Origin of the sequence: Ochrobactrum quorumnocens, assembly GCF_002278035.1 — a bacterium.
GTDB lineage: Bacteria > Pseudomonadota > Alphaproteobacteria > Rhizobiales > Rhizobiaceae > Brucella > Brucella quorumnocens.
In genome coordinates this window covers 769721-795017 of record NZ_CP022603.1, presented here as the reverse complement: position 1 = coordinate 795017, position 25297 = coordinate 769721, and the positions used below count along the sequence as shown (strand labels likewise).

Sequence of the window (25297 nt, the reverse complement as noted above, 5' to 3'; positions counted from 1 at the left end):
TTACGTTCAATACGTTATCGTCGCAGTAACCGTATCGGTATAGACGCCGGGGGCCGGTGTGTTCTGAGGGAGGACGCGGCCATAGACAGTGAACTGCTGAGCCGCACCTGTGCCCGTTCCTGAAACAGTGTCGGTGCCAACAGAGGCGCCCCAAACCGTGTCACGTGTGGCTGTTTGGTACAGCGAATAGGTAACTGTCGCGCCGCCGGCTCCTGTCATAAGACGGCTGGCGACGGAGGCGTTTGATCCTGCGCCTTCGCTCAAGCCAATATTGAAAGGAGTGGTATTGGTGCATTGAACCGTCACGACACTGGTCGCATCGGTGTTCGCCGCCAGGACCCCGTGCGTGCCAAAATCCAAATTCGTTGCCGAGTTGATCTGGCAGGCGCCTGCTATGGTTATCTGAACTGTGAACTGCGTAGAAGTCGTTTGCGCGTTTACAACGGTCGGTATCAACAAGCCTGCGGTAAAGATTCCTGCAAGCGTACTAAACTTAATACACATAGTCCCTCCTGAATGCTCCAAACGGACCGATAATCGGCCGTCCTCCAAGGTATTTTGCATTACAAGTATATGTATTTGTTTTTCTTATTAGTTTTTTAGTGTATGGGCATTTCAAGCCCATATCAACATTTCTAACGATTTTTATCTCCTGAAATTGCAATAAACTTAAATATAATGTCCTGTTAGTTCAGTTTCCGTTAAGTTTGAACGGGAAATAATTTCGTTAATAGAGCTATAGTGTCAATTTTATACAAAAAATATCAATTTTATACTATTTACTGCATTCGGTATCAACTCCAGTGCTTCTTATAGAGATGATTCTTTTGTTTGGCTTCTTCTTATTTTAGTAGGTGCTGAATCGCTGTGGTTCTGCGCCATGTGGTTTTTGTCATTCCTCTGTCACGAGGCCGGAATAAAAGCGCGCAAACCATTCAGATTGCGCGAATATGCTACATGAAACTCAATTACACGCAGAAGCTGCTGTTGAAGTCTCCGGGCTAAGCCTTGCCTATGGCAGCAGCGTGATCCTCAAAAACGTGGATCTGACCCTTCCAAAGGGACAAACGCTTGCCCTGCTGGGTCCGTCTGGATGTGGAAAGACGACGCTTCTGCGGCTTGTCGCCGGATTGCTGGCTCCGACCAAGGGGTCTGTCACCATCAATGGTATAAAAGTAGCTGATGCTACGAACGGCACCTTTGCACCACCGGAAAAACGTCATCTTGGCATGGTGTTTCAGGATTATGCACTCTGGCCGCATATGTCAGTATACGGGAATGTTTCGTTTCCGCTGGAGATGCGCGGTATAGGACGTGCGGAGCGCGAAAAGCGTGTGAAGTCGGCGCTGGATCGCGTTGGCCTTTCGGGTTTCGGGGATCGCTCAATCAGCGACATGTCTGGTGGTCAGCAGCAGCGTGTAGCCATTGCACGTGCGATCGTTGCCGAGCCTGGTCTGGTGCTTTTCGATGAGCCGTTATCGAACCTTGATCGCGAATTGCGCGAAAACATGGTCAGTGAGATCGGTCAGCTTGTCGCCAATCTCGGTCTGACTGCAATCTACGTTACACATGATCAAAGTGAGGCTTTCTCACTGGCGCATCAGGTGGCGATCATGCGGGCAGGGGTAATAGAACAACTTGCAGCACCTGAAATGCTGGTCGCCTATCCTACAACACCCGCTGTTGCGGATTTCCTGCGTCTTGGCTGTGTGGTGCCGGTGGAACGTGAAAATAGCTTCTATCGTATTTCTCAAACTGAAGTGCGGTTGAGCCATGTTGCCATGCCGCCACATGCGACGCATGTCCTTCTGCCATCGCGCTCGGTGCGCAGCGTTGCAATCGACGATGCGGCAATTCGGGCAACAGTCTTACGTACTCATTTCCGCGGAGATGGCCATCTGACAACGGTTCGTATTGGCGCACATCATGCCGGACATGAACTGACCTATCTCGATCACAGCCGGCTTTCGCCCGGTATGCCGGTCGGCATTGCCATCGATACAGAACAGCTGCGCTGGTTCTCGTAACAATCACTTCACGTCACTGCATCTCAGGAGAGATTTATGAAGAAGTCCCTTATTGGCACCACGTTTGCCTTTGCAGCAGCACTGCTTGCCAGCACGGCTGCATTTGCTGACGTCACCGTCTATTCGGCAGGTCCGGGCAAGCTGATCGAAGGTCTGGCCGCAGGCTTTACCGCCAAGACTGGCACGAAGGTCAATGTCTTTCAGGCAACGACCGGCAAGGTCATGGCACGTATTGAAGCCGAAGCTGCCAATCCGGTTGTAGATGTTCTGATTTCAGCGTCATGGGATACAGCAACCGATTTTGCAAAGCGCGACTGGCTTGTGGCCTATACGAGCCCCAATGCTGAAAAGGTTCCTGATTTTCTGAAGAATGAAACAGCTGTTGCCCAGGGCGTTTCGGCACTTGGCATCGCATGGAATCCAAACAGCAAGACCCCGAAGCCAACCGAGTGGGCAGATCTTGCCAAGCCGGAATATAAGGACCTGGTCAATTTGCCTGATCCAGCGCAGTCGGGTGCAACTTTCGAACTCGTTGCAGCTTTGCAGACAGAGCAGGGTTGGGACCTTTTCAAACATCTGCATGAAAATGGTGCAGCTGCTGCCGGTGCCAATGCCGAAGCGCTTAACCCGGTGCTTCAGGGTTCAAAGGCCGCTGTATTTGGAGCAGTCGATTACATCTCGCTCGCAGGTAAGGCCAAGGGCGAAGCAATTGATGTCATATTCCCTGAATCGGGCACGGTTATTGCCCCGCGTCCGGCCATGATCCTCAAATGGTCGAAAAACCAGGATGAAGCCAAACAGTTCATCGATTACATGCTGTCGGATGAAGGTCAGAAGATGGTGGCGGATACCTATTTGATGCCTGCGCGTTCTGACATTGCAGCAAACCGTCCATTGATCAGCGATCTGAAGATTCTGAAGATCGACGCAGCAGCCGTTTACGGCAAGCGCAACGAAACGTTGAAGGAATTCAACGCGATCTTCGGCGCGAAGAAATAAGATCTGGAGCACATTCCGAAAATTGTGAAACAGTTTTCGGATCAGATGCGCGTTCAAACGGCTCTTCCTGTTTTTCAGGGAGAGCCTCTTATTCTTTCAATTCACTAGATTATGAGCGAGTGGATATATTGTATATGCTGCTCGGCGACCGCAGAGGCTATCATGAGTGCTAAGACCGCTACTGCTTCAAATCCCCTTGGCTTTGTGGCTGTCATCGGACTCGCGATTGTGGTTGCGGTTCCATTCATTTTCATCGTTCTGCAAGCCATTTTCCCGCAGATCGGCCAAGGTCTGCTGACTGCACCCTTTGCCCATTTGCCAGCTCTTTTTGAAGATCCCAGGCTCTTGCGCATGACCGGTAACACTGTGTTGCTCGGGCTTTGCGTGGTGGCATTGTCGGCGCTGATTGCAGTGCCTCTGGCGGTATTCCGGGCACTGTATAAAGTGCCTTTCGCGTTGGTGTGGGACGTATTGATGCTGGTGCCCTTCATGATCCCGCCCTATATCGCAACGCTTGGCTGGATCATGACATTACAACCGCGCGGCTATCTCGATCAGCTTACGGGCTTCCATCTCGCGCCATTTCTGTTCTCGCTTGCGGGCATGACATTTGTCATGGCGCTCAATACATTTCCATTGGTCTATTTTGCGGTTTCGCGCACCATCGAAGCAGTCGGAGCACGTTATTCGGATGTGGGGCGTGTTTTTGGTGCTTCGCCCTGGCGTTCGTTCTTCCGGATCACGCTGCCATTGGCAACGCCCGGACTGGCCGCAAGCTTGTTGCTCGTTTTTGCCTCTGCCATTGAGGAATACGGAACACCTGCCGCACTTGGCAGGCGTTCTGGTTTTGAAGTTCTGGTAACGGAAATCGACCTCAGAATATCTGACTGGCCGATTGATCTTTCGGGAGCGGCGGTCTTCTCGTTAGCGTTGGTCTGTCTTTCGCTCGCAGCGTTCATGTTTCAGCGTTGGATTTTGACGCGTCGTTCCTATGTAACGACAGGCGGCAAGCCGCAGAACAAAGACAAGCGGGATCTTGGAACACTCAAAATCCCGGTCGTGATTTTGTTTGCTGTGATAGCTTTCGCCGCAACCGGCGTGCCGCTCCTTGCAATCCTTGCGACGGCAATGTCGAAGACAATTTCCGGTGGACTGACGCCTGCAAATCTTGGCTTCGATAATTTTGCAGATATTGCTGATAATAGCGCGGGTGCCATGCGCGCGCTGGTCAATAGTCTGTCGCTTGGCGTGGCAAGCGCTCTGTTGACTGGCTTTCTTGGTGCAGTTGCCGCTTATGCGGTGGTAAAAATGCGCTTCCGTGGGCGTTTCTGGCTGGATGTGTTGACTGTCTTGCCGAATTCCCTGCCGGGTGTCGTTGTTGCTGTCGGCCTTATCCTCGCATGGAACCAGCCATCGCTGCTCATTTCGCCTTATAATACACCGCTGATCCTGCTGCTTGCTTACTGCTGTATTTTGCTGCCGCAGCCAATTCGCTACGCGACAGCTGCGTTTCACCAGATCGGCGATAATCTCGAAGCAGCGGCACGGGTATGTGGTGCAAGCAGTTTTACTACATTCCGCCGCATCATGCTGCCGCTGATTGCGCCCAGCCTTATCACTGCGATGCTGCTGGTCTTTGCGGTGGCGACGCGTGAACTGGTGGCATCGATTCTTGTTGCTCCTGTTGGTATGCAGACCATATCGATTTTCATCTGGCGACAGTTTGAGCAGGGATCAGTTGGTCTTGGCATGGCGATGGCATTTATCGCGATTCTGCTGACAACACTGCTGCCCTTGCTGCTGATGGGGCTTTTGAAACGGACGGGTCTTGTGAAAATCTGACCCTGTCGACAAATTGCGTACAGAGATTTATCCTTTCAGCATGTCACGGTAGGAGTGGCATTTGCTGAAGGGAATAAGGAATGTCTGTCACAACCCATGCACCGCGTATTTCCAATGATGAGCGGCTGCAGCGATTGGAAATTTTGCGCCGTTCTCTGAGCGAAAAAGGCGTTGGTGCTCTGCTACTTGGGTCAACCGCAAGCCTGCGTTATTTCACAGGTCTTGTCTGGCATTCGAGTGAACGCCTGCTCGGTACCATTATCACACAGACAGACATTGTTTATATTGTTCCGGGTTTTGAGCAGAGCCGCGTGGAAAGCCTTCCGCATTTGCCGGGCGAAATCCGCGTCTGGCAGGAAGAAGAGAATAGTGCTGCACTGGTTTCCTCGCTGTTAAAAGCGGGTGACACACTAGCCGTTGACGATGCTGTGCCGCTGTTTGTCTATAATGCTTTGTGCAACGAAATCGGTGCTGATTGTCTTGTCGATGCAGGGCCAATTATCCGTGAGCAGCGTATTCGCAAGTCTGAAACAGAGATCGGCATTATCAAATATGCCATGGAGCTGACGCTTGAGGTTCATCGCCGTGCGCACCAGTTCATCCGTCCGGGCATGGCCGCGTCAGAGGTCGTGCGTTTTATCGATGAGCAGCATCGCGAAATGGGCGCCTCTGGTGGCTCAACTTTCTGCATTGTCTCTTTTGGTGAGGCAACATCGCTGCCGCATGGTGCCGATGGTGAGCAGTTTTACAAGAACGGTGATGTCATTCTCGTTGATACAGGTTGCCGGATCGATGGCTATCATTCTGATCTGACGCGCACCTATATGCTGGAAGAACCGACAGCCGAGTTTGAGCGCATCTGGACGATCGAGCGACAGGCGCAACAGGCTGTGTTTGATGCAGCAAAAGTTGGTGCGGCCTGTTCCAGACTTGATGATGCCGCCCGCGCTGTGATGGTCAAGCATGGTCTCGGACCAGACTACCAACTGCCCGGCCTGCCGCATCGCGCAGGCCATGGCCTGGGTCTCGAAATCCATGAAGCGCCGTATATTGTTCGTGGCAATGAGTTGCCGCTCGCGCCGGGCATGTGCTTCTCCAATGAACCGATGATTGTTGTGCCAGGGCAGTTTGGTGTGCGTCTTGAGGACCATATTTACATGACGGATCAAGGCCCTGAGTGGTTCACGCAACCTGCCAAGGGACCAACTGAACCTTTCGCGTAGAATGCGTTTCGATCTGATTGTATCAGATTGGCGCTCTAATCATTTGTCTTAAAGCGTTTCCCGAAAACCGCTTCGCACTTTTCGGGAAACGCTTAAATTTCCGACAGAAGGATAAGCCTATGACGGATAGTGAAGCCATCCTCACAAATGAGCGTAAGCGTGGATCGGGCGTTAAAATGGTCTATGACCTGCTACGCGATGAAATTCTCGATCTGGTTCTGCCGCCCGGTAACTCAATTGATGAGGTTCAACTTGCCGAGCGTTTCAAAATGTCCCGTACGCCAATCCGGGAGGCGTTGGTGCGGCTGGCAGGCGAGGGGTTGATTGATACGTTGCCAAACCGCTCGACCATGGTGTCAAATATCGATTTCCTCAATATGCATACCTATTTCGATGCTTTGACGCTGATGTATCGCGTGACTACGCAGCTTGCAGCCAAAAACCATCGTCCCGAAGATCTGGAGATCATCGCGGCGCATCAGAAAGAGTTCGCGGCAGCGGTTGAAGCACAGGACGCGCTTGGCATGATTGCCACCAATGCGGCTTTGCATCTGGCGATCGCGGAAGCGGGGCGCAATCCCTATTTCATTACATTGTTCAAGCGTCTTCTCGATGAGGGACGTCGTATTCTGCGACTTTACTATCAGTCTTATAATGATCGGCTGCCAAAACGTTTTGTGGAAGAGCACGACGAAATGATCGCAGCAATTGCCGCGCGTGACGTCAAACTTGCCGAGCAATTAGCGCATGAACACGCCGAGCAGATTGTGCGGCAAGTGCAGAAACTGGTGATGCGTGACGACCGTCTGGAAATAAGTTTGTAGACCTGTCTAATTTTTGTCGACAAATAAAATACATACTGATATATCAGTTATAGAGAGTTGATACGAGGCAATACGCCACGACAGTTTCAACTGCGCTGTTTTTTGTTTTGTTGCATTGTCCGTTGCAAAGCTGCTCTGCAGTTTTACTGGAAATGCCCTGAGAGGAGTTTTAGATGGCTGCCAATATTTTCTCCGGCGTGATTCCGGCTCTGATGACCCCATGCAAGGACGATCGTACGCCTGATTTCGATGCGCTGGTGCGCAAAGGCAAGGAACTGATCGCGGCTGGCATGTCGGCTGTCGTTTACTGCGGTTCGATGGGCGACTGGCCACTGCTGACCGATGAGCAGCGTATGGAAGGCGTTGCGCGTCTTACCGCAGCAGGCATTCCTGTGATCGTAGGCACGGGTGCGGTCAACACAGCCGTTGCTGCAGCTCACGCAGCACATGCGCAAAAGGTTGGTGCCAAGGGTCTGATGGTAATCCCACGTGTTCTGTCGCGTGGCTCTGTGATTTCAGCGCAGAAGGCTCATTTCAAAGCCATCTTGTCTGCCGCTCCTGATCTTCCTGCTGTCATCTACAACAGCCCATATTATGGCTTCGCAACCCGCGCCGATCTGTTTTTTGCTTTGCGTGCAGAGCATTCGAACCTTGTGGGATTCAAAGAATTCGGTGGTCCGGCTGATATGCGTTATGCGGCTGAAAACATCACCAGCCGCGATGACGATGTAACGCTGATGATCGGCGTTGATACGGCAGTAGTCCATGGCTTTGTAAACTGCGGTGCAACTGGTGCGATCACGGGCATCGGCAACGTTCTGCCGAAGGAAGTCATCCAGCTTTGCAAGCTTTCGCAGGCTGCAGCTGCGGGCGATGCTGATGCGCGCCAGCGCGCGCTTGAACTCGAGCAGGCGCTTGCCGTGCTTTCGTCCTTTGATGAAGGTCCGGATCTTGTGCTCTATTTCAAGCACATGATGGTTCTGAAGGGCGATAAGGAATATACGCTGCACTTCAATGAAACCGATGCTCTTTCCGATAGTCAGCGGGGATATGTCGAAGCGCAGTTCAAGCTGTTTAACAGCTGGTATGCCGAGTGGAGCAAGCTTCCCGGCGCAGTACAGAAGTACAAGGCCTAATTTAGTCGCAAGCTTAAAGAAAGGCCCTCCGTTTGGAGGGCCTTTTTTGTTCAGGAAATGGCATCCAGGCCTTTGGCCCAGAGCAGATCGAGTTGGTCGATTTCGGCCTTGGTGAGCTTGATACCTTCGCTTTCAGATTCAGCGCGCGCTTTGAAACGGCGTTGCGAGGGCAGACGTGCACCCTGGCCGACGATGGCTTCAAAGAAGCTTTCTGCGCGGGCAAATGGGTCGCCGGGACGGCCTTTAGCGAATGCTTCTGGCGAAAACGCGATGATAAGCTCGCCATGTACCGGTGAAAGTGTGGTTGTACCGAGAAAATCGAGTACTTCCGGGCTGGTCAGATCGCCAATCATGATTGCTGCAAGCAGTTCAACCATGGTGCTGATTGCTGAGCCTTTGTGCCCACCGAATGGCAACATAGCACCAGCCAAAGCTGTTTCCGGGTCAGTTGTCGGATTGCCGTCGACATCTAATGCCCAGCCTTCAGGCAATTGCTTGCCTGCTCGGCGATGCAGCTCGATCTCGCCGCGTGCGGCGACAGATGTTGCAAAGTCGAAGACGTATGGCGATGTTTCCTTGCGCGGCCAGCCAAATGCGAATGGGTTGGTGCCGAGCAACGGTTTGTTGCCGCCCGTTGGTGCTACCGTTGCATAGCTTGGGCACATGACGAGGGCAGCCAAGCCTTCGGCGGTCAGCGCTTCGACTTCCGGCCAGAGTGCTGAAAAATGCGTGCAGTCATTGATGACGAGGGCTGCAATACCATTTTTGCGCGCGCGCTCTGCCAATACCGGTACACCCGTCTCGAAGGCAGGGTTTGCGAAGCCATAATTGGCATTCACCCGCACAATGCTCGATGCTTCCTGAGTAACGATTTCAGGAATTGCATCCGGTTTTACCTTACCGGCCTTGACTGTGCGAAGCGCACCCTCGATACGGTATATGCCGTGGGATTTGCAGTGGTCGCGTTCACCCGCAACAATCACACGAGCGACGGCTCCAGCCTGTATTGCGTTGAGACCTGCTTTACGAAAAATCGCCTCTACGCGGTCGTGAAGCGTTGCAATGCTCAGGATAGTGGTCTCGCTCATCATGCGTCTTTCATGGCTAAGCCTGACGGGAGGCCCCACAGGCAATTGATATCTGCGCACATAATGTATACAAACATTAGGCAAGTGCAATTTAGATGCGGTGGATACTGGCTTAATTGCACGCCGATTTCTACAGGAGGATGAACGAATGGCATTCACGCCCAAAGGAAAACACCTTGTTGCTGGCGAATGGCTCGACGGAGCCGGCACATTTCAGTCTGCACCAGCAAGTGGGCCTGCCCATTCTTTCGCAGTTGGAACTGTTGATCTGGTGAACCGCGCCTGCGAAGCTGCGGAAGATGCTTTCTGGACTTATGGCTATTCGACCCGTGCCGACCGTGCAGCATTCCTGCGCGCAATTGCTGACGAAATTGAAGTACGCATTGCCGATATCGTCGTCATCGGTTCGCAAGAAACCGGTCTGGCTGAAGCACGCCTTCAGGGTGAAACTGGACGCACGACTGGCCAGCTTCGTCTGTTCGCTGATCATATCGAAAAAGGCGATTACCTTGATCGTCGTTTTGATGCAGCGCTTCCTGATCGTCAGCCTGCTCCACGCCCAGAGATTCGCCTCGTTCAACGTCCAATCGGACCTGTAGCCGTTTTCGGTGCCTCCAACTTCCCGATGGCATTTTCGACCGCTGGTGGCGACACCGCAGCGGCCCTTGCAGCCGGTTGCCCAGTTGTCGTGAAAGGCCACTCCGCTCATCCAGGCACGGGCGAAATCGTAGCTCAAGCCGTTGAAGCTGCAATCGCCAAGACCGGAGTTCATCCGGGTGTGTTCTCGCTCATTCAGGGCGGTCGTCGCGATGTCGGTCATGCGCTTGTGCAGCATCCAAACATCAAGGCTGTTGGCTTTACCGGTTCTCTCGGTGGTGGCCGTGCATTGTTTGATCTTTGCGCAGCGCGTCCGGAACCAATTCCGTTCTTCGGTGAGCTTGGTTCGGTCAATCCGATGTTCTTGTTGCCAGAGGCAATGAAGGCACGTGCCGAAACGCTCGGACAGGGCTGGGCAGGTTCGCTGACCATGGGGGCAGGCCAGTTCTGCACTAATCCGGGCATTGCTGTTGTTCTTGATGGTGCTGACGCTGATCGCTTTACGGAAGCGACTGTTGATGGCCTCAAGAAGGTTGGTCCGCAGACTATGCTGACCGATGGTATTGCACAGGCTTACCATGACGGTAAGGAGCGTTTTGATACGCGCAATGCCGTCAAGCCATTGTATGAAACCGAGTCATCGGGTCGTCAGGCTTCACCAAATCTGTTTGAAACGACCGGCGAGCGTTTCCTGTCTGACCATGCTTTGGGCGAAGAAGTCTTTGGCCCTCTTGGTCTGGTCATTCGCGTTGGTTCTGTCGACGAGATGGAAAAGCTCGCTCGTGGCTTTGAAGGTCAGCTGACCACCACTATCCATATGGATGCTGGCGATCTGGAAGACGCACGCCGTCTTCTGCCCGTGCTGGAGCGTAAAGCCGGGCGTGTGCTGGTCAATGGCTTCCCAACCGGTGTGGAGGTTGTCGACTCGATGGTTCATGGTGGCCCATATCCGGCATCAACGAACTTCGGTGCGACGAGCGTTGGCACCATGTCCATTCGTCGCTTCCTGCGCCCTGTTTCTTATCAGAACTTCCCGCAGGGACTGCTGCCGGAAGATTTTGAATAGTCTTTTCGTGCGCATTAAAAACAGAAAGCCCCTCCTATGGAGGGGTTTTTTGTATTATTCGTAAAGTGCTGCGGCTAATTTTCGGATTGCTTCCGCAGTCCTTGGGCCAAATCCCAGCATGTAAGGCCCTTCCAGAACGATCAGCGCATGATTTTTGGCAGCGGGTGTCCGCTGTAAGGCTTTCACAGAGAAAACGTCTTCGCGGGTCGGTCCCCCATTGCCGTCTGAGAGCATGAGGACGACGTCTGGCTCCGCCTTGACCAGCCATTCTTCTGAGACGGGTTTGTAGCCTGAATAGACCGACAGTGGATTGATCCCACCCGCATAGCGGATAAATGCGTCGGCCGCCGTGTCGCTACCCGCGCCACTTAACCGGGCGAGACCATGAAAGAAGACAACCTTCTTCTGTTTATCCGCTGAAATCTTGCCGGCATAGGCTGTTGCCGCATCGAAGTCTTCTACGACTTTCTGCGTTAGGGCACGGCCTTGCTTCTCGAGATCAAGCCTCTTTGCGATAAGCTCAATCTTTTTGATCAGACCCGCACGGCTGTTGTCGACCGGCACATAGAAAATTTCGACTGGCGACTGGTTGAGTACATCAGTCGTTTCCGGTGGGCCGATATCTTCAGACGCAATGATCAGGTCTGTGTTAAGCGTAAATATGCCTTCAGGAGATAGGCTTCGACGATAGCCGACATTGGCCTTGTTGGCGGTTTCGGCAGGATACTTGCTGCTCCGATCAACCGCGACAACCTTATCCCCTGCACCAAGCGCGAATATGATTTCAGTGACTTCAGGGCCAAGCGAGATAATGCGTTGCGCATTTCCGCTCTCCGCAAAGGCTGGCGATTGAGTTGTAAGCTGGAGGCCAACGAATAGCATCAATGCGAGCACGATTTTTTCGATGCTGCGCAGAGGGTAGGTTCGGATGGCGTTTGAAAAATGCACGTTTGCTTGATCCATTCGATGGCTTGAACTGATCAAGAAGGCCTAATTAATATGAGTATAATAATCAAGTTAATTCAGATGCCTTGTTGGAGCACCTGAATTTTTAGCTTATCGTCGCTTTTGACTTGCGAGGGGAATACTTCTTCACAAGCCGGAAACTTTGTTTTGTTGTTGGGCGGCCGTTGGAGTCCACCAATGCTGATAGAGCGCGTGCGTAATCAAGTACAAGTCCCGGCGTCCACGCCATAGATTCTGCGCGCTTGCGCATAAGGCCTGCAGCCCAAAGCTCAGGGAATACGATAGCCTGAAGTGCCTTGAAGACAGGCCACCTGTGTTCGCGATAAACGCCTTCCAGCGCTGCATCCAATGCATCGGCCACGGCACTTGAACAGTTCCTGTTGGTCAGGTTGTAAGTGTCGTTTGAACGATAATGCTTCCAGAATGTTTTAAGGCGAGTTGCGTCAATATTATTGATTTCGACTTGCACCGTGGATGGGCACCATTCGCCAGACTCAACCTCATAACTCGGCAAAAACCGACCAACAACATTGTTGTCGGCTGTGGCTCGCAAGGTGCGGCTGAATTCATCTGGGTTGCGGTCGATTTCAGCTGCGGGGTAATGACTGATATAAATATCGGGAGCCATTTCCAGCGCCGCGTGTCCTGTAGAAATAACACCATTGCTGTCAACAGCCGCAATATAGCGATTGATTGCTCTTTGCCGGAGCGATGTCATTGCTGTGCCGGTGGGTGTCCAGACGTGAACGATAAGCTTTTTTCGGTTTCTGGCACTTCGTTTTCGATAGAGCTTTGCCGCGCGTTGGTTGAAGGGATTTCTGCTGAGAATACTTGTCAGAGAGGCATCTGCTCCCAACCGCTTTATTCGGAACGCTATGCTAAGCAGGCCAACGCCAGTTAGAATGAGAACAGCGCCGACATTTGTACCGACTGTGCCTTCGTACCATGTCGGCCAAGGCTGCAGTGTTGCAATTGCAAGCAAGACTTCGACGATGCCGCCCACCATACCGACTTTCCAGCGGGGATATCGCACCACCCAGGCGCTGCCGATACGTACAATGCCGTCGATGAGGAAACATAGACCGAAAAGGACAGCGAGTGCGAAGTTGCTCGCAGGTGTCGAACTGATGATCAGAATACTTACGCCAAGAAGCGCCACGCCTTGTACGATGCGCATTCTACGCGCAGTGCCACGGCTCGCAATGGCTGCGAAGAGGCACAATGCGGCTTCGGGCAAAAGAAAATAGCCAAAAATACGGGCTGGTAAGACGGTTTTCCCGTCAAGTGCATCGATAACGATCAGTGCACCACCGATAATCCAGAGCGCAGAGATTACCAGCAAGGTTCTCCAGTGCCGCTGAATAATTTCGCGTCCCAGCAGTAGAAACAGTATTCGTATCACCCCACCACTCCGCAAACTTTCAACGCATCTGTTAATAGCCGCAAAGAGGGGCGCGTTTCAATGTAAAAGGAGTTTAAATTAGCGATATCGTCATGATGTGTCGGTCGATTGATTATTCGTCAAATTAGAAGAAGCCCCGCTTTGCGGGGCTTCTATTCATTACGAAGTTGGTGCTAACTTATCGCTCGCCCGACCCAGATCAAGATACATGCACCGATGAAGCCAGCCACCAGATAGCCGAGCCAGCCACCGAACGAGATGCCCAGAAAGCCAAAGATAAAGCTGGCAATTGCCGCGCCGATGATACCAAGAATAATGTTCATGAATATGCCTGTATTGCTATTCATGAAGTTGGATGCAATCCAGCCCGCAAGACCGCCTATAATGATTGCAGCAATCCAGCCTACACCTGCTTCACCCATTTTAGTCTCCCTATCTAATTTGATGTATAAGGATATGTATCAGGCCATGGTTTCGACAAGGGGCTAGATTGCCGTGCGTCTGACTTCTCAGCTAACCAGCCGATTTGTAAGCACTTGTTCCCCACTTGCGCGTTCAGAGGGCGTTAAATCCAGTCTTTCGAACCGATCGTCAAGCAGCACAGGCAACCTATCGTCAGCGCGCACCGCGACAAGGCCGAAGGTCTCATTGCTTTTCTCATCATAATGAAGATAAGGCACTTCATTTTTCGCAAAGCTGGACAGGATCGTTCGCTTTTTTGAATGTGTAACCAGAGGCGAGTAGCCAAGTTTTATCCGCCCCATGCTCTCTTTGCGTGAGGTAATTTTTGCCCAGCTTAGCCGCAACATCGAAGCTGTTTTTGTGGCGGAGATGGAGCTTGAAATCAGAACAAAACGCTTGATGAAGAGGATGCAAGTGGCAATCATGATGCCAACAAGCACGACGCCGACCGAAAGACGGTTCCAAAACTCATCCAGCGCAAGTGTGAGGGTTGCATTATTGGGGTCCGATTTTTGAACCACAACATCAGTTTCATAGTCGCCGCTGGAGAGGCTGAGGAAGGAAAAGTCTACGGACTTGAGTTTGTTTTCGCCTTCATATCGGTAAGAGAGGGTCGCTTTGCACTCGGTGATCATTTTCTTGGTGCGGCAGTTACCATCGAAAATAGTAGCATCCTCAATGATCAGTGGATCGTTCTTGATGAGGTAATCAGCGTACAAGCCTGGTCCCCACGCAACAGTGACAACGACAGATATGAGTGCGAAGATCATCGCGAGAAACATCAGTTTCCATTTATCCGCAAAACCATGCTTTTTCACTTGGATTGGGCGGACAGGAAGGACACCAGACAAATCTGGCAATGTGTAATTATCACTCATAGATTTAACATCTTTGGTTATTGATAGGGGAGGATGTGTCATCTAGCGGAGCATTAGGTGGTACTTAAATAGAATTATCGTCTTTCCAGTAACGTAAGATTACGGCCCGTATAATTTAGGGAGTGCCTTATCTTTCCAATAGGTGGTCAGTTGAGTCTTGTTGTCATGACAACACGCATATGTCGTCTTTAAGCAGTTTTATCGGAACCAATATTCGACCTTACGCATTTTGATGATGACAACTACGTCATGATGCCGTTCTGGAGAATTATTAATGCGTCGTTTTATTCTGACTGCCGCTGCAGGTCTCGCAATAATTTCCTTTGCCAATGCACAAACCGCGACGATGACAGAGGAAACGCAAACGGAAGTATTTGTTACAGCGAAGCCAACAGATGTGCTCAGCTACAATCTGATTGGTCTTAGTATCCTGAATGGCGACAATGCGAACATCGGCGAGATTAAAGATCTGATTATCTCGGATGGCCAGCTGGCAGGATATATCGTCTCCGTCGGAGGATTTTTGGGCGTGGGTGAGAAGTATGTTGTGGTGAGCCCTGAAGCGGTAGATATCACCTACTTTGATGATGAGAAAAAATGGTCTGCTGTTATGAACTCTACCAAGGAAGAAATTCAAAAAGCTCCAGAGTTCAAATATGAAGGCCGCTGGGCCAAGTAGCAATTCGCCCGGTCTGCGCAAGATATTATGCTTATTATGCTGAAAAACGAGTGGAACAGTTCTCTGTTTCGCCCGTTTTCTCCATGGAGTGACGGTTGTATCAACCGAACACCACAGTATAGAAAACACGGCTTTTTTCGGTTCTTCCCGTGGCCAACGAATTGGCAGCCGAGTTCTTGTCCCCTCCGAGTGTCGCTTTTGACATTCGCCTTAGCTTAAATCTCGCGCAACCTATTTCCGAAATTCACGAGTATGAATTGACCCACATAGGCTGCGACAGCTGCTTTGAGCAGATCACCAGGCACGAACACGAGGTCTCCGACGAGAGCTGCCAACGGAGATAAGCCAACATAAACGATGAGCCAAGCGATACCGAATAGATGGTCGATGAGGACGCCTATTGTTGCTGCAAAGAAAAAACCTGTAAATGTTTTCCAGCCACCATTGGTACCTTGAGCTACTTTTCCGGAAATCCAGCCTGTCACAAATGCAGCTGGTAGGAAACCAACGAGATATCCAGCCGTCGGGCTGAGGAAGATGCCGGGACCGCCTCTGCCTCCAGCCAAAACGGGTAGGCCGATTGCGACGAGCGCAATCAGCAACAAGACCGAAAGTGTGCCTCCGCGTCCACCAAGTACGACACCAGCGAGCAAAACCCCCAGGCTCTGCGCATGGATAGGGACAGGAACAAAGGTGAGCATAATTGGCGGTATCAAGCCCAGCACCACGATGATTGCTGTAAATAGCGCGATCATAACCAAAGATCTCGTTTGCACGTCTTGTACCTTCTTGCTGCTGCATCTTGTTGTCGAAGCGGTAATGCGCTTGCGTGTCTGTACTTAATTCTGTTTGCGCTGTAGATTGCGAATGCACCTAGCATCAATGGCATTCGCAATTTCGTCTGCACTTTGTAACGTGCCAATTACCATCGGTACAATCACCGTGGATAGCCGCATTTTCAGCCCCCGTGCGCGATGTGCCTGCGTTACTGATCTGTAGCGCGCGTGCACCTCCGGAACGAAGCGGATCACCAGTCCGATTGCCAGTCCGATATCGCGGGCATTACATATGCCCATCGTCTCAAACGGTCGAGCGACTTTGGTTAGCGTGTCAATAAACTGGCCAATCGACGTTGTGGCAGTAATCACGGTGGCAAAGAGGGTCAACGATCCTAACCGCATCAGAACAATGGAAGCTGTTTGAACTTCGTCTGCATACGCGGTCCAAGCAACAACCACACCAATCGTCAGGAGAAGTGGCCATGACCTTAGCCATTGGACAACAGCGGTTCGGCTCGAAATTAGCGAGCCAGCGACGACCAATGCAGTTACAACTCCGAGATTTGCGGGAGAATTGAGGATAAACAGAACGACGCTTAACCCGAAAAGGGTAATGAGCTTGATTGCCGGCGGTATTCGATGAACCAGCCCATCGCTGCGAACTTCATAAAAGTTCATGACGCGAGGGCCAGATAATGGGCAATCGTCTCGTCAGCTGGGCCGTCATCGATCAGCTTGCCTTGATGGAAGAGCAGTACGCGGTCGAAGCCTGAAAGCAAGGTTAGATCATGGCTGACCACGATAATATTCTCATCAAGATCACGAATGGTGCGTTCTACGATATTCCTGTTTCTCAAATCGAGTTGATTGGTTGGCTCGTCCATAATGACAATATCGGGAGATGTAACGAGAACCGAAGCGAGCGCTGCAAGCTGAAGCTCGCCACCGGATAACTCATGTGCCCTGCGTTCTGCCAGATGCGTAATTCCGACACGATCCAGTACGCTAGAGACCACGACGGCTATTTCCTGCTTGCTGAGCCCACGCGATTGAAGACCCAATGCAATATCGTCTTTTATCAGCGGTAGCACGATTTGATTCGCGGGGTTCTGGAAGATATAGCCAACAGCAGCGCGAACCTTCGCCCCATTACTCGCGGTATCGTGGCCATTTGTCACGACGCGGCCTGATGAGGGAAGAACAAGCCCATTTATCATACGCGAAAAGGTGCTCTTTCCAGAACCATTCAAGCCGATGATGCCGATACGTCGTTCCGAAAGCTCGACTGAAAGCGGTTCCAGCACCACCTTATCGGCAAATTTCGCTTCCGCTCTATCAAACAGAATGTTCAACTTTTGATCCCATATAATGCGACTTTGATTTGCCCTTCGCAGAAGCGGCGGTCAAGGCATTCAATGCAAAACACATGGCTAAAGCTGGCTACAGAGTGTTGCGATAAGGGCTTTTAGGCATTCAGCTCTCCATTTCTGAGTTGCGCACCTTTGCAAAAGTTTCAACAAAACGACGACCATGTCGTCGATTCGAATAAAATACTCCCACAAAATTTGTCACATCAAAGGCTTGCACGGTTGATCCATCAGTGGAACTCTGATCATCTTCTATGAAGGCGTGACTTAGGGAGGGGATCGCTGAATGTCTGTTGTAATGCCCGAATTGCGTGCTGATACCATTATTTATAACGGCACGATCTGGTGTGGATACGAAGAGGGCACGGTTGAAGCCCTGGCAATCTGGCAAGGCAAGGTACTTGCCGCTGGTAACAAAGATCAAATCTGGTCTCTCAAAGGCGACAAGACAAAAGTGATCGATCTGAAGGGGAGCTTCGCTACCCCCGGATTAAACGATTCTCATCTTCACCTGATATCAATTGGGCTGACACTCAAATGGCTTGATGCTACGCCGAAGGCTGCGCCCACTTTGGAAAGCCTGCTTGGTGCGATACGCGATATGGCGGCCTCTGTTCCCCCAGGGACATGGATCAGGGCGCGTGGTTATGATCAGACCAAGCTCGATATCGGTCGTCATCCGCATAAATCAGAACTTGATGCTGTCGCTCCAAACCATCCAGTCATGCTGGTGCGTGCCTGCGGACACGTTTCGATCTTCAATTCGAAAGCTTTTGAACTAGCAGGTATTGATGAAAGATCACCTGTGCCAGATGGTGGCTTGATTGAACAGCAAAATGGCGTGCTGACCGGAATGGTCGCCGAAAACGCACAGGGTGCGGTTCGCAAGGCAATCCCCAAGGCCACTACGGAAGAGATGATCGAGGCCATTGAAGCTGCAGGCAATCTGCTGCTTTCATATGGTATTACAAGCGTTATGGATGCAGCCGTCGGACAGGTTGCAGGCTTTGATGAAATTCGCGCTTACAACTTAGCGAAACTTCAGAGGCGATTGCCAGTACGCACCTGGCTGGTGTTGCTGGGCGATCCTGGGCCGTCGATCGTTGAGAAATGCTACGAGGCAGGGCTGGTGTCGGGTGTCGGCGACGATATGCTGACAGTTGGTGCTGTCAAAATATTCCTCGATGGTTCGGCAGGTGGGCGCACAGCATGGATGAGCAAGCCTTATCTGGGTGGCGATAACAATATCGGCGTACAGATATTGCCTGATGCGGAACTGGAAGCGCTTGTTCTGGATGCCCATAAAAAAGGTTATCAGCTTGCATGTCATGCGATTGGCGATGCGGCCATCGGTCAGCTCATCACAGCCTATGAAAAGGCGCTTGCAGCTCATCCTGATCCTGATCGCCGCCACCGTATCGAGCATTGCGGCTTCTCTACGCCTGAACAGCATGAACGGATGAAAAAGGCCGGCATCTATCCCTGCCCGCAGCAGGTTTTCATCTACGACTTTGGCGACGCCTATGTTTCAGTGCTGGGTGAAGAAAAGGCGTTATCGAGCTATCCGCTCAAGACGTGGAAGGACCTCGGGTTCAAACCGGCAACAGGCAGCGATGCGCCGGTTTGCCATCCCAACCCTTACCCTAATATCTATTCGATGTTGACGCGCGAAACGGGCAAGGGAACGGTCATGGATGCGCGTGAGCGCGTTTCCATTGAAGAGGCACTCCAAGTCTATACCGAATATGGCGCTTTCTCGCAAAAGCTCGAGAAAGTGAAGGGTAAACTTATACCAGGGCAGGTGGCTGATATTGCGGTCTTTTCGCGCAATATGCTCACGGCAAAACCAGCGGAAATTCTCAACGATACGCAATGCGTGCTCACCATTCGTGAAGGCGAAGTGGTGTTCGAACGTTCGTAAGGAGGACAGGCAGAGAAGCTTTGGCCAAGCTGCCTGAAACGTTCATTCGGCTAACAAAAACAAAGTAAAAAAGGGGACAACTATGAGAAAATTTGCATTGCTTACAGCGATGTCCGTTGCATTGATGGCGGGAACTGCAGCTTACGCTGCGGACAAGCCGCGTTCAGGAGGCGTCATCAATTTTGTTGCGCCCTATGGGGACAGTTTCTCGACGCTGGATGTTCAATCGTCGCCAGCGACACAGGACGAATTTTACGCGAAAGCCATTCATCGCACGCTTTATGATTGGGATGCGGATCAGAACAAGCCTGTTTTGGGTCTCGCAACAGATGTGAGCGTTTCGGACGACAAGCTCGTCTATACTTTCAAGCTGCGTCAGGATGCATTTTTCCATAACGGTAAACCGCTGACAGCAGATGATATTATCTGGAGCTATACCCGGATAATGGATCCAAAGAAGGCATTCCCACCCGCGCGATACATTGCGGAGATCAAGGGTGCGGAAGAATACACGCAGGGTAAGGCCAAGGAAATTTCCGGCCTGAAGAAGATCGATGATCATACGCTGGAAATCACGCTCAAGCAGCCAATTGATCCTGGCTATCAGTTCATGCGCAACAATACTGCAATCTATCCGGCGGGCCAGGGCGACAGCGACGAATTCCAACGGCATCCGATTGGTCTCGGACCATACAAGTTTGCCCAATATGTTCCGGGCTCCCGTCTGACGGTTGAAAAGTGGGACAAATATTACGAAAAAGGCAAACCTTATGCCAACAAAATCAACATCATGATCATGGGCGATGCCTCCGCACGTGACGTTGCGTTCCGAAATAAGGAAATTGACGTGGCGGTGCTTGGACCGGCGCAATACACCGCTTATCTCGCAGACCCAGAGCTTTCCAAGAACATGGTCGAGGTTGCCGAGGTTTACACTCGCGCCGTCGGCTTTAACCCGGATTTCAAACCGTTTCAGGATAAGCGCGTCCGTCAGGCGATCAATTACGCCATCGATAGCGATCTGATTATAAAACGTCTGGTCAAAGACAAGGCTTACCGTGCCGTTGGCTGGCTCCCGAACTCATCACCTGCCTTTGACAAGGATGCGAAGCCATATCCATATGATCCTGAAAAGGCCAAGGCCTTGCTTGCAGAAGCCGGTTATCCAGACGGGTTTGAATTTGAGCTGACCGCAACACAGAATGAAAGCTGGGGTCTGACCATCGTTCAAGCCATTATTCCGATGCTGGACAAGGTCGGGATCAAGGTGAAAGCCAAGCCTGTGGAAGCGTCCGTGCTTGCTGATGTGGTTCCTGCCGGTAATTTCCAGGCCTATATGTGGTCGCTTGAAAGCGGTCCAGATGCCTTGACGGCAATGCAGTGCTTCTATTCGACGACACCGCAATCAGCATGCAACTATCAGAAGTTCGCTAATGCTGAATTCGATAAGATTGTCGATGAAGCGAAACTGGCTAAAACCGAAGAAGAGAAGAACGAGCTTCTGAAGAAAGCCAACAATCTGTTGCAGGAAGAAGCGCCGGTCTGGTTCTTCAACTACAATAAGGCTGTTATGGCACATCAGCCCTGGCTTCATGGCCTGCAGCCGAATTCCGCAGAGCTCGCGGTTCAGTCCTATGAAAAGCTTTGGGTGGATGACACGGTTCCGTCCGGTCGTTAGAGCGCATTTCGATCTGATTGAATCAGATCGGCGCTCAAACTGTTTGTTTTAGCGCGCAGCTATTCCGAAAACCGTTTCGCACTTTTCGGGATGCGCTCTAATTCAAGCTGATCTGGATCGGCCCGCTTGTTTCCGAGCGGGCCATTGATCCCCTTTGCTCCAGCGTGTTTCACGCTGATCCGAAAGGAGGACCGTGTGCTCTATTTTATTGTCCGCCGCGTTTTGCAGATGATACCCACAATTATTGCGGTATCGCTGCTGATCTTTGTCATTTTCAGTGTTGTTCCTGGAAGCATCGCGACCAGCCTTGTTGCGAATGGCAAGGGTATGAATGACCCGAAAATGGTTGAAAAAATCACGCAGGAGTTTGGGCTCGACAAGCCTGTTCATGTGCGGTTTGGCAACTATCTGGTTCAGTTGGCACAATTTGATCTCGGTACCTCCTACCGGTCAAGGCAGCCGGTTGTTTCGCTCATTCAGGAGCGTATGTGGCCGACGCTTAAACTGGCTTTTGCTGCCATGGGCTTTGCTATTCTGATCGGTGTACCACTTGGGTTTCTGGCGGCGCTCAAGCCCGGAAGCATTCTTGACAGCGTAACGATGATAGGCGCGGTTTCCGGCCTCTCGCTGCCGCAGTTCTGGCTTGGTTTGCTTGCCATGTACCTCTTCGCTCTGACGCTCGGGTGGCTGCCAAGTTTTGGTTATGGAGATGGCGGCCTGCGCAACATCATCCTGCCGGCTCTCACGTTGGGCGTTGCACCACTTGCGTTGCTGGCACGGACGACGCGTGCGGCAGTGCTTGAAGTCATGGGTGCCGATTTCATCCGCACAGCGCGTTCGAAAGGCATGAACAGTTTTCGCCTTGTGAAGTGGCATGTCATGCGCAATGCGCTGGTGCTGATCATCACGACCATCGGCTTGCAGTTCGGGTCGATGATGGGGCAGGCCGTAGTGGTTGAGAAGCTGTTCTCCTGGCCGGGGCTCGGTTCCTTGCTTATCGACAGTGTTTCGATGCGTGACATTCCTGTTGTTCAGGGGGCAATTCTCGTGATTGTATTGTGGTTTCTCACCATCAATACGATCGTTGACATCCTCTACGCGGTCATCGATCCGCGCATAAGCCACGAGTAAGCCCATGAAACTGCGTTTCAATCTCGTATTCGGCGGCCTTGTATGCGCTATCATTGTGATGGCTGCAGTATTTGCGCCGCTACTGGCCCACTATAATCCGGTTCTCGATGCTGACCTGATGAATGCAGAACTGCCTCCAGACGCGCAGTTCTGGTTTGGCACTGATGCGCAAGGGCGCGATGTCTATTCTCGCATCCTTTATGGTGCGCAGGTCTCTTTGACTGTCGGTGTCGTATCGCAGTGCATCAACACGGTTATAGGGCTCTGTTTTGGTATTTCGGCCGGTTATTTTGGCGGCTGGTGGGATGATCTCGTGAATGGCCTCACCAATCTGATGCTGGCGATACCTTCGCTGATTTTTGCTCTGGCGATCATGGCAGTTCTCGGACCCGGTCTGCCGAGCCTCCTGCTTGCACTCGGTTTGACGAACTGGTCATGGACATGCCGCATTGCGCGTAGCTCAACGCTGTCGCTTAAAAAGCAGGGCTATATTCAAGCAGCGAAGATGCTTGGCTACAGTGATGTTCGCATCATGATCACACAGATTGTGCCGAATATGATCGGACCAATCCTCGTCATTGGTACGCTTGGTATGGGCGACGCCATTCTGGCGGAAGCTGCACTTTCTTATCTTGGCCTCGGTATCAGTCCACCAGAACCAAGCTGGGGTAATATGCTCACCGATGCGCGTGAGCTCATTGTGAGCGCACCATGGGCAGCAATTTTTCCCGGCCTTGCCATCTTCTTTACCGTGCTTGGGCTCAATCTTTTCGGTGATGGCCTGCGTGACTGGCTCGACCCGCATATGAGGACGCGTAAGGTATGAGTGAAAAAGCTCTTCTTGAGGTGGAAAACCTTCGCATCGATATCACTTCTGGTTCCGTCCGTCATAACGTGGTCGAAGACGTGTCCTTTACAATTAGCGCTGGTGAAACATTTGGTCTTGTTGGAGAGTCCGGGTGCGGAAAAAGTATAACAGCTCTGTCGATGATAGGACTGTTGCGCAAGCCACTTTCGGTCACAGGGGGCGCGATCCGGTTCAAAGGGCAGGATCTGCGAGCCATGTCATCGCGCGACATACGAAAGCTGCGTGGCAATCGGATCGCGATGATCTTTCAGGAGCCGATGACCGCTCTTAATCCTTTGTCTCCTGTTGGTCGGCAAATCGCAGAAATGTTCGTACTGCATCAGGGCGCGACATGGCATGAGGCCGAGCAAAAGGCGGTCGAAGCGCTGGGCAGCGTTCAGGTCCCTGCGCCTGAGCAGCGCGTGAAAAACTATCCGCACCAGATGTCGGGCGGCATGCGCCAGCGCGTGATGATCGCCATCGCGCTGGCCTGTAACCCTGATCTGTTGATCGCGGACGAGCCCACGACCGCGCTCGACGTGACTGTTCAGGCAGAAATTCTGCGTCTGATGCAGGAACTTTGCAGTGCACGGGGAACTTCGGTGCTTATGATCAGTCACGATCTTGGTGTCATTGCCAAGATGTGCCGTCGCGTGGGGGTCATGTATGCGGGACATCTCGTTGAAGAAAGAGTAACCGCGGGCCTCTTTCATCATCCGGCGCATCCTTATGCCCATGGTCTTCTTGCCTCGCTTCCAAAGCTTGGTTCCCGCCAGAAGGAAGGTCAGCGCCAATTGCAGGAAATCGAAGGCGTGGTGCCCTCAATTTCGGCATTCCCGCAAGGTTGCAGGTTTGAGCCACGCTGTACGCGCGCAACAGACATCTGCCGGGCAGAAAAACCCGGATGGACGCCGTTGCAAGATGCAGGCTCAGTGAGGTGCTTTCATCATGAATGATATGCAATCCACAAAATTAGCTGAGCCTTTGGTCAGTATTGATGATCTTAGTGTACACTTTCCTATAAGTGGCGGTATATTCAGTCGGTCGACGCAATTGCTGCGTGCTGTCAACAATCTCAGTCTTACCTTGAACAAAGGCGAGTGCCTGTCCATCGTCGGAGAATCCGGTTGCGGCAAATCCACGCTCGCACTCTCCATTGTTGGCTTGCAGAAGCCAACGAGCGGGAAAATTTATTTTGAAGGGAAGCCTATCACAGGCAGGGATGAACCTTCGCGGTTAGAACGCGCAAAAATGGCGCAAATGGTTTTTCAAGACCCTTTTGCTTCGCTTAATCCGCGTCAGACGGTTTACACGTCGCTGGCCGCGCCCCTGCGACTTCATGGGGTGAAATCACGCAGCGAAATGGAAGGGCGAGTTGAGGAAATCCTGCGTCTGGTTGGCTTGAAACCAGAACAGGCGAAGCGTTACCCGCATGAGTTTTCCGGTGGCCAGCGCCAGCGTATCGGGATAGCGCGGGCATTGTTGCTTAATCCGAAAGTTATCGTGCTTGATGAGCCCGTATCCGCGCTTGATGTTTCCATCCGCGCGCAGATCATAAACCTGCTGCTGGAACTCAAAGAGCGGTTAGGGTTGTCATATATCATGATCAGTCATGATTTGAGTGTTGTGGAGCACATGAGTGATCGGGTGGCCGTGATGTATTTCGGGCAGATTGTGGAAAGTGGTCCATGGGACCGGATATTTTCAAACCCGACCCATCCCTATACACGTCGACTGATCTCTGCCATTCCCGATCCGATGACAGAATTGTCCGGTGCGCCTCTGATTGATGAGAGAAGCCCGCCGCAAGCGCCAGAGGGCTTCGCGTTTTATCCGGAGAGCTTTGGCACATATGATGTACATCAGTTGCCCCCGCTCACGCGATTGGTCGACATAGGTGGGGGGCAGAGTGTTCGGGTTATTCAGAAAACATAAAAGCGCTGGTGGCCAGCGCTTTTTGTCAATTTTCGTGAGATGCGGGCTCTGATGCCTGCCATCTCTCATAGCTTCAATCTGCTGCGATTATTTGCGCAATTCAGCTTCGATGTCGTCGAATGCTTTATCTTTGCCAATTCCAGTCAGGAAGGGCAGGCCCTTGATGACCAGCTTGGTAACTGAAGCCGAAATAGGTGTCGTCGAGACGATGAAATCCACATTGTCGGCGAGAGAAGGAACTTCCGTTGCTTTTGCCTGTTGAGCATTGAAGGTGAGGCCGCGCTTTTTCATTTCTTCGGTAACGGCTGCATTCACTGCTGTAGATGTAGCCACCCCAGTGCCGCAAGCGAAGAGAATTGTTTTCATTTTAGCCATGGTTTCCTCCAATTGGTGTTCGTGCATTTAACGCACGAATATCGTATTTTTCTTGTCTCAAATTCAGATGTAAAG

24 protein-coding genes are annotated in these 25297 nt (G+C 51.8%); 14 read left to right on the top strand and 10 right to left on the bottom strand.

The window, feature by feature from the left end:
* Nucleotides 1–6: 6 nt before the first annotated feature.
* A complete protein-coding gene (locus tag CES85_RS03820) occupies nucleotides 7–504 on the bottom strand; it encodes a Csu type fimbrial protein (RefSeq protein WP_095444715.1) in 498 nt (165 codons plus the stop codon).
* 446 nt (nucleotides 505–950) lie between these two features.
* Between CES85_RS03820 and CES85_RS03815 the strand changes: the two genes are divergently transcribed.
* From CES85_RS03815 to CES85_RS03790, 6 genes are all read left to right on the top strand, one after another.
* Complete coding sequence (locus CES85_RS03815) at nucleotides 951–2027, top strand: ABC transporter ATP-binding protein (RefSeq protein WP_095444714.1); 1077 nt, start codon at nucleotides 951–953, stop codon at nucleotides 2025–2027.
* A 36-nt stretch (nucleotides 2028–2063) separates the two neighbouring features.
* Nucleotides 2064–3026, top strand: a complete 963-nt coding sequence (locus tag CES85_RS03810; RefSeq protein ID WP_095444713.1) for an ABC transporter substrate-binding protein — start codon at nucleotides 2064–2066, stop codon at nucleotides 3024–3026.
* Between the two features lie 162 nt (nucleotides 3027–3188).
* Nucleotides 3189–4868, top strand: a complete 1680-nt coding sequence (locus CES85_RS03805; protein ID WP_095444712.1) for an ABC transporter permease — start codon at nucleotides 3189–3191, stop codon at nucleotides 4866–4868.
* Nucleotides 4869–4948: 80 nt separating this feature from the next.
* Nucleotides 4949–6091, top strand: coding sequence for a M24 family metallopeptidase (locus CES85_RS03800; RefSeq protein ID WP_095444711.1), 1143 nt, complete (start codon nucleotides 4949–4951; stop codon nucleotides 6089–6091).
* A gap of 119 nt (nucleotides 6092–6210) precedes the next feature.
* Nucleotides 6211–6915 carry a GntR family transcriptional regulator gene (locus CES85_RS03795; protein WP_095444710.1) on the top strand — a complete coding sequence of 235 codons (705 nt, stop codon included), beginning with the start codon at nucleotides 6211–6213 and terminating at the stop codon, nucleotides 6913–6915.
* Between the two features lie 173 nt (nucleotides 6916–7088).
* Nucleotides 7089–8051: a dihydrodipicolinate synthase family protein gene (locus tag CES85_RS03790; RefSeq protein WP_095444709.1), complete on the top strand. Its 963-nt coding sequence runs from the start codon at nucleotides 7089–7091 to the stop codon at nucleotides 8049–8051.
* A 50-nt stretch (nucleotides 8052–8101) separates the two neighbouring features.
* On the opposite strand, the gene CES85_RS03785 is transcribed toward CES85_RS03790, so the two are convergent.
* The gene (locus tag CES85_RS03785) at nucleotides 8102–9139 is read right to left on the bottom strand and encodes an Ldh family oxidoreductase (RefSeq protein ID WP_095445682.1); all 1038 of its coding nucleotides are present in this window, start codon (nucleotides 9137–9139) and stop codon (nucleotides 8102–8104) included.
* A gap of 148 nt (nucleotides 9140–9287) precedes the next feature.
* Here CES85_RS03785 and CES85_RS03780 point away from each other — a divergent pair, with 148 nt between their 5' ends.
* Nucleotides 9288–10802 carry an aldehyde dehydrogenase (NADP(+)) gene (locus CES85_RS03780; protein ID WP_095444708.1) on the top strand — a complete coding sequence of 505 codons (1515 nt, stop codon included), beginning with the start codon at nucleotides 9288–9290 and terminating at the stop codon, nucleotides 10800–10802.
* A gap of 54 nt (nucleotides 10803–10856) precedes the next feature.
* On the opposite strand, the gene CES85_RS03775 is transcribed toward CES85_RS03780, so the two are convergent.
* The 4 genes from CES85_RS03775 to CES85_RS03760 form a co-directional block, all read right to left on the bottom strand.
* Nucleotides 10857–11765: a heme/hemin ABC transporter substrate-binding protein gene (locus CES85_RS03775; protein WP_244923217.1), complete on the bottom strand. Its 909-nt coding sequence runs from the start codon at nucleotides 11763–11765 to the stop codon at nucleotides 10857–10859.
* An 88-nt stretch (nucleotides 11766–11853) separates the two neighbouring features.
* Nucleotides 11854–13170, bottom strand: a complete 1317-nt coding sequence (locus CES85_RS03770) for an HdeD family acid-resistance protein (protein WP_244923216.1) — start codon at nucleotides 13168–13170, stop codon at nucleotides 11854–11856.
* Nucleotides 13171–13343: 173 nt separating this feature from the next.
* Nucleotides 13344–13592 (bottom strand): GlsB/YeaQ/YmgE family stress response membrane protein, encoded by a 249-nt coding sequence (locus tag CES85_RS03765; RefSeq protein WP_095444706.1) that lies wholly within the window; start codon nucleotides 13590–13592, stop codon nucleotides 13344–13346.
* 87 nt (nucleotides 13593–13679) lie between these two features.
* A complete protein-coding gene (locus CES85_RS03760; RefSeq protein WP_157743398.1) occupies nucleotides 13680–14552 on the bottom strand; it encodes a hypothetical protein in 873 nt (290 codons plus the stop codon).
* Nucleotides 14553–14784: 232 nt separating this feature from the next.
* On the opposite strand from CES85_RS03760, the gene CES85_RS03755 reads away from it, so the two are divergent.
* Nucleotides 14785–15189 (top strand): PRC-barrel domain-containing protein, encoded by a 405-nt coding sequence (locus CES85_RS03755; RefSeq protein WP_095444704.1) that lies wholly within the window; start codon nucleotides 14785–14787, stop codon nucleotides 15187–15189.
* A 215-nt stretch (nucleotides 15190–15404) separates the two neighbouring features.
* On the opposite strand, the gene CES85_RS03750 is transcribed toward CES85_RS03755, so the two are convergent.
* From CES85_RS03750 to CES85_RS03740, 3 genes are all read right to left on the bottom strand, one after another.
* Nucleotides 15405–15965, bottom strand: a complete 561-nt coding sequence (locus tag CES85_RS03750) for a biotin transporter BioY (RefSeq protein WP_167388241.1) — start codon at nucleotides 15963–15965, stop codon at nucleotides 15405–15407.
* A 63-nt stretch (nucleotides 15966–16028) separates the two neighbouring features.
* The gene (locus CES85_RS03745; protein WP_095444702.1) at nucleotides 16029–16646 is read right to left on the bottom strand and encodes an energy-coupling factor transporter transmembrane component T family protein; all 618 of its coding nucleotides are present in this window, start codon (nucleotides 16644–16646) and stop codon (nucleotides 16029–16031) included.
* Entirely contained in the window at nucleotides 16643–17320 is a 678-nt protein-coding gene (locus tag CES85_RS03740; RefSeq protein WP_095444701.1) for an energy-coupling factor ABC transporter ATP-binding protein, read from the bottom strand. Before CES85_RS03740 ends, CES85_RS03745 begins: the two co-directional genes overlap by 4 nt.
* 313 nt (nucleotides 17321–17633) lie before the next feature.
* On the opposite strand from CES85_RS03740, the gene CES85_RS03735 reads away from it, so the two are divergent.
* From CES85_RS03735 to CES85_RS03710, 6 genes are all read left to right on the top strand, one after another.
* Nucleotides 17634–19256 carry an amidohydrolase gene (locus CES85_RS03735; RefSeq protein WP_404903355.1) on the top strand — a complete coding sequence of 541 codons (1623 nt, stop codon included), beginning with the start codon at nucleotides 17634–17636 and terminating at the stop codon, nucleotides 19254–19256.
* An 82-nt stretch (nucleotides 19257–19338) separates the two neighbouring features.
* Nucleotides 19339–20934 (top strand): ABC transporter substrate-binding protein, encoded by a 1596-nt coding sequence (locus CES85_RS03730; protein WP_095444699.1) that lies wholly within the window; start codon nucleotides 19339–19341, stop codon nucleotides 20932–20934.
* A 195-nt stretch (nucleotides 20935–21129) separates the two neighbouring features.
* Nucleotides 21130–22065 carry an ABC transporter permease gene (locus tag CES85_RS03725; protein ID WP_095444698.1) on the top strand — a complete coding sequence of 312 codons (936 nt, stop codon included), beginning with the start codon at nucleotides 21130–21132 and terminating at the stop codon, nucleotides 22063–22065.
* 4 nt (nucleotides 22066–22069) lie between these two features.
* Entirely contained in the window at nucleotides 22070–22891 is an 822-nt protein-coding gene (locus CES85_RS03720; protein WP_095444697.1) for an ABC transporter permease, read from the top strand.
* The gene (locus tag CES85_RS03715) at nucleotides 22888–23868 is read left to right on the top strand and encodes an ABC transporter ATP-binding protein (RefSeq protein WP_095444696.1); all 981 of its coding nucleotides are present in this window, start codon (nucleotides 22888–22890) and stop codon (nucleotides 23866–23868) included. The genes CES85_RS03720 and CES85_RS03715 overlap by 4 nt, the downstream gene beginning before the upstream one ends.
* On the top strand, nucleotides 23861–24847 hold the full coding sequence (locus CES85_RS03710; RefSeq protein ID WP_095444695.1) for an ABC transporter ATP-binding protein: 987 nt from the start codon (nucleotides 23861–23863) through the stop codon (nucleotides 24845–24847). Before CES85_RS03715 ends, CES85_RS03710 begins: the two co-directional genes overlap by 8 nt.
* A gap of 87 nt (nucleotides 24848–24934) precedes the next feature.
* On the opposite strand, the gene CES85_RS03705 is transcribed toward CES85_RS03710, so the two are convergent.
* The gene (locus CES85_RS03705) at nucleotides 24935–25222 is read right to left on the bottom strand and encodes a PTS sugar transporter subunit IIB (RefSeq protein WP_094573849.1); all 288 of its coding nucleotides are present in this window, start codon (nucleotides 25220–25222) and stop codon (nucleotides 24935–24937) included.
* Between the last annotated feature and the right edge of the window lie 75 nt (nucleotides 25223–25297).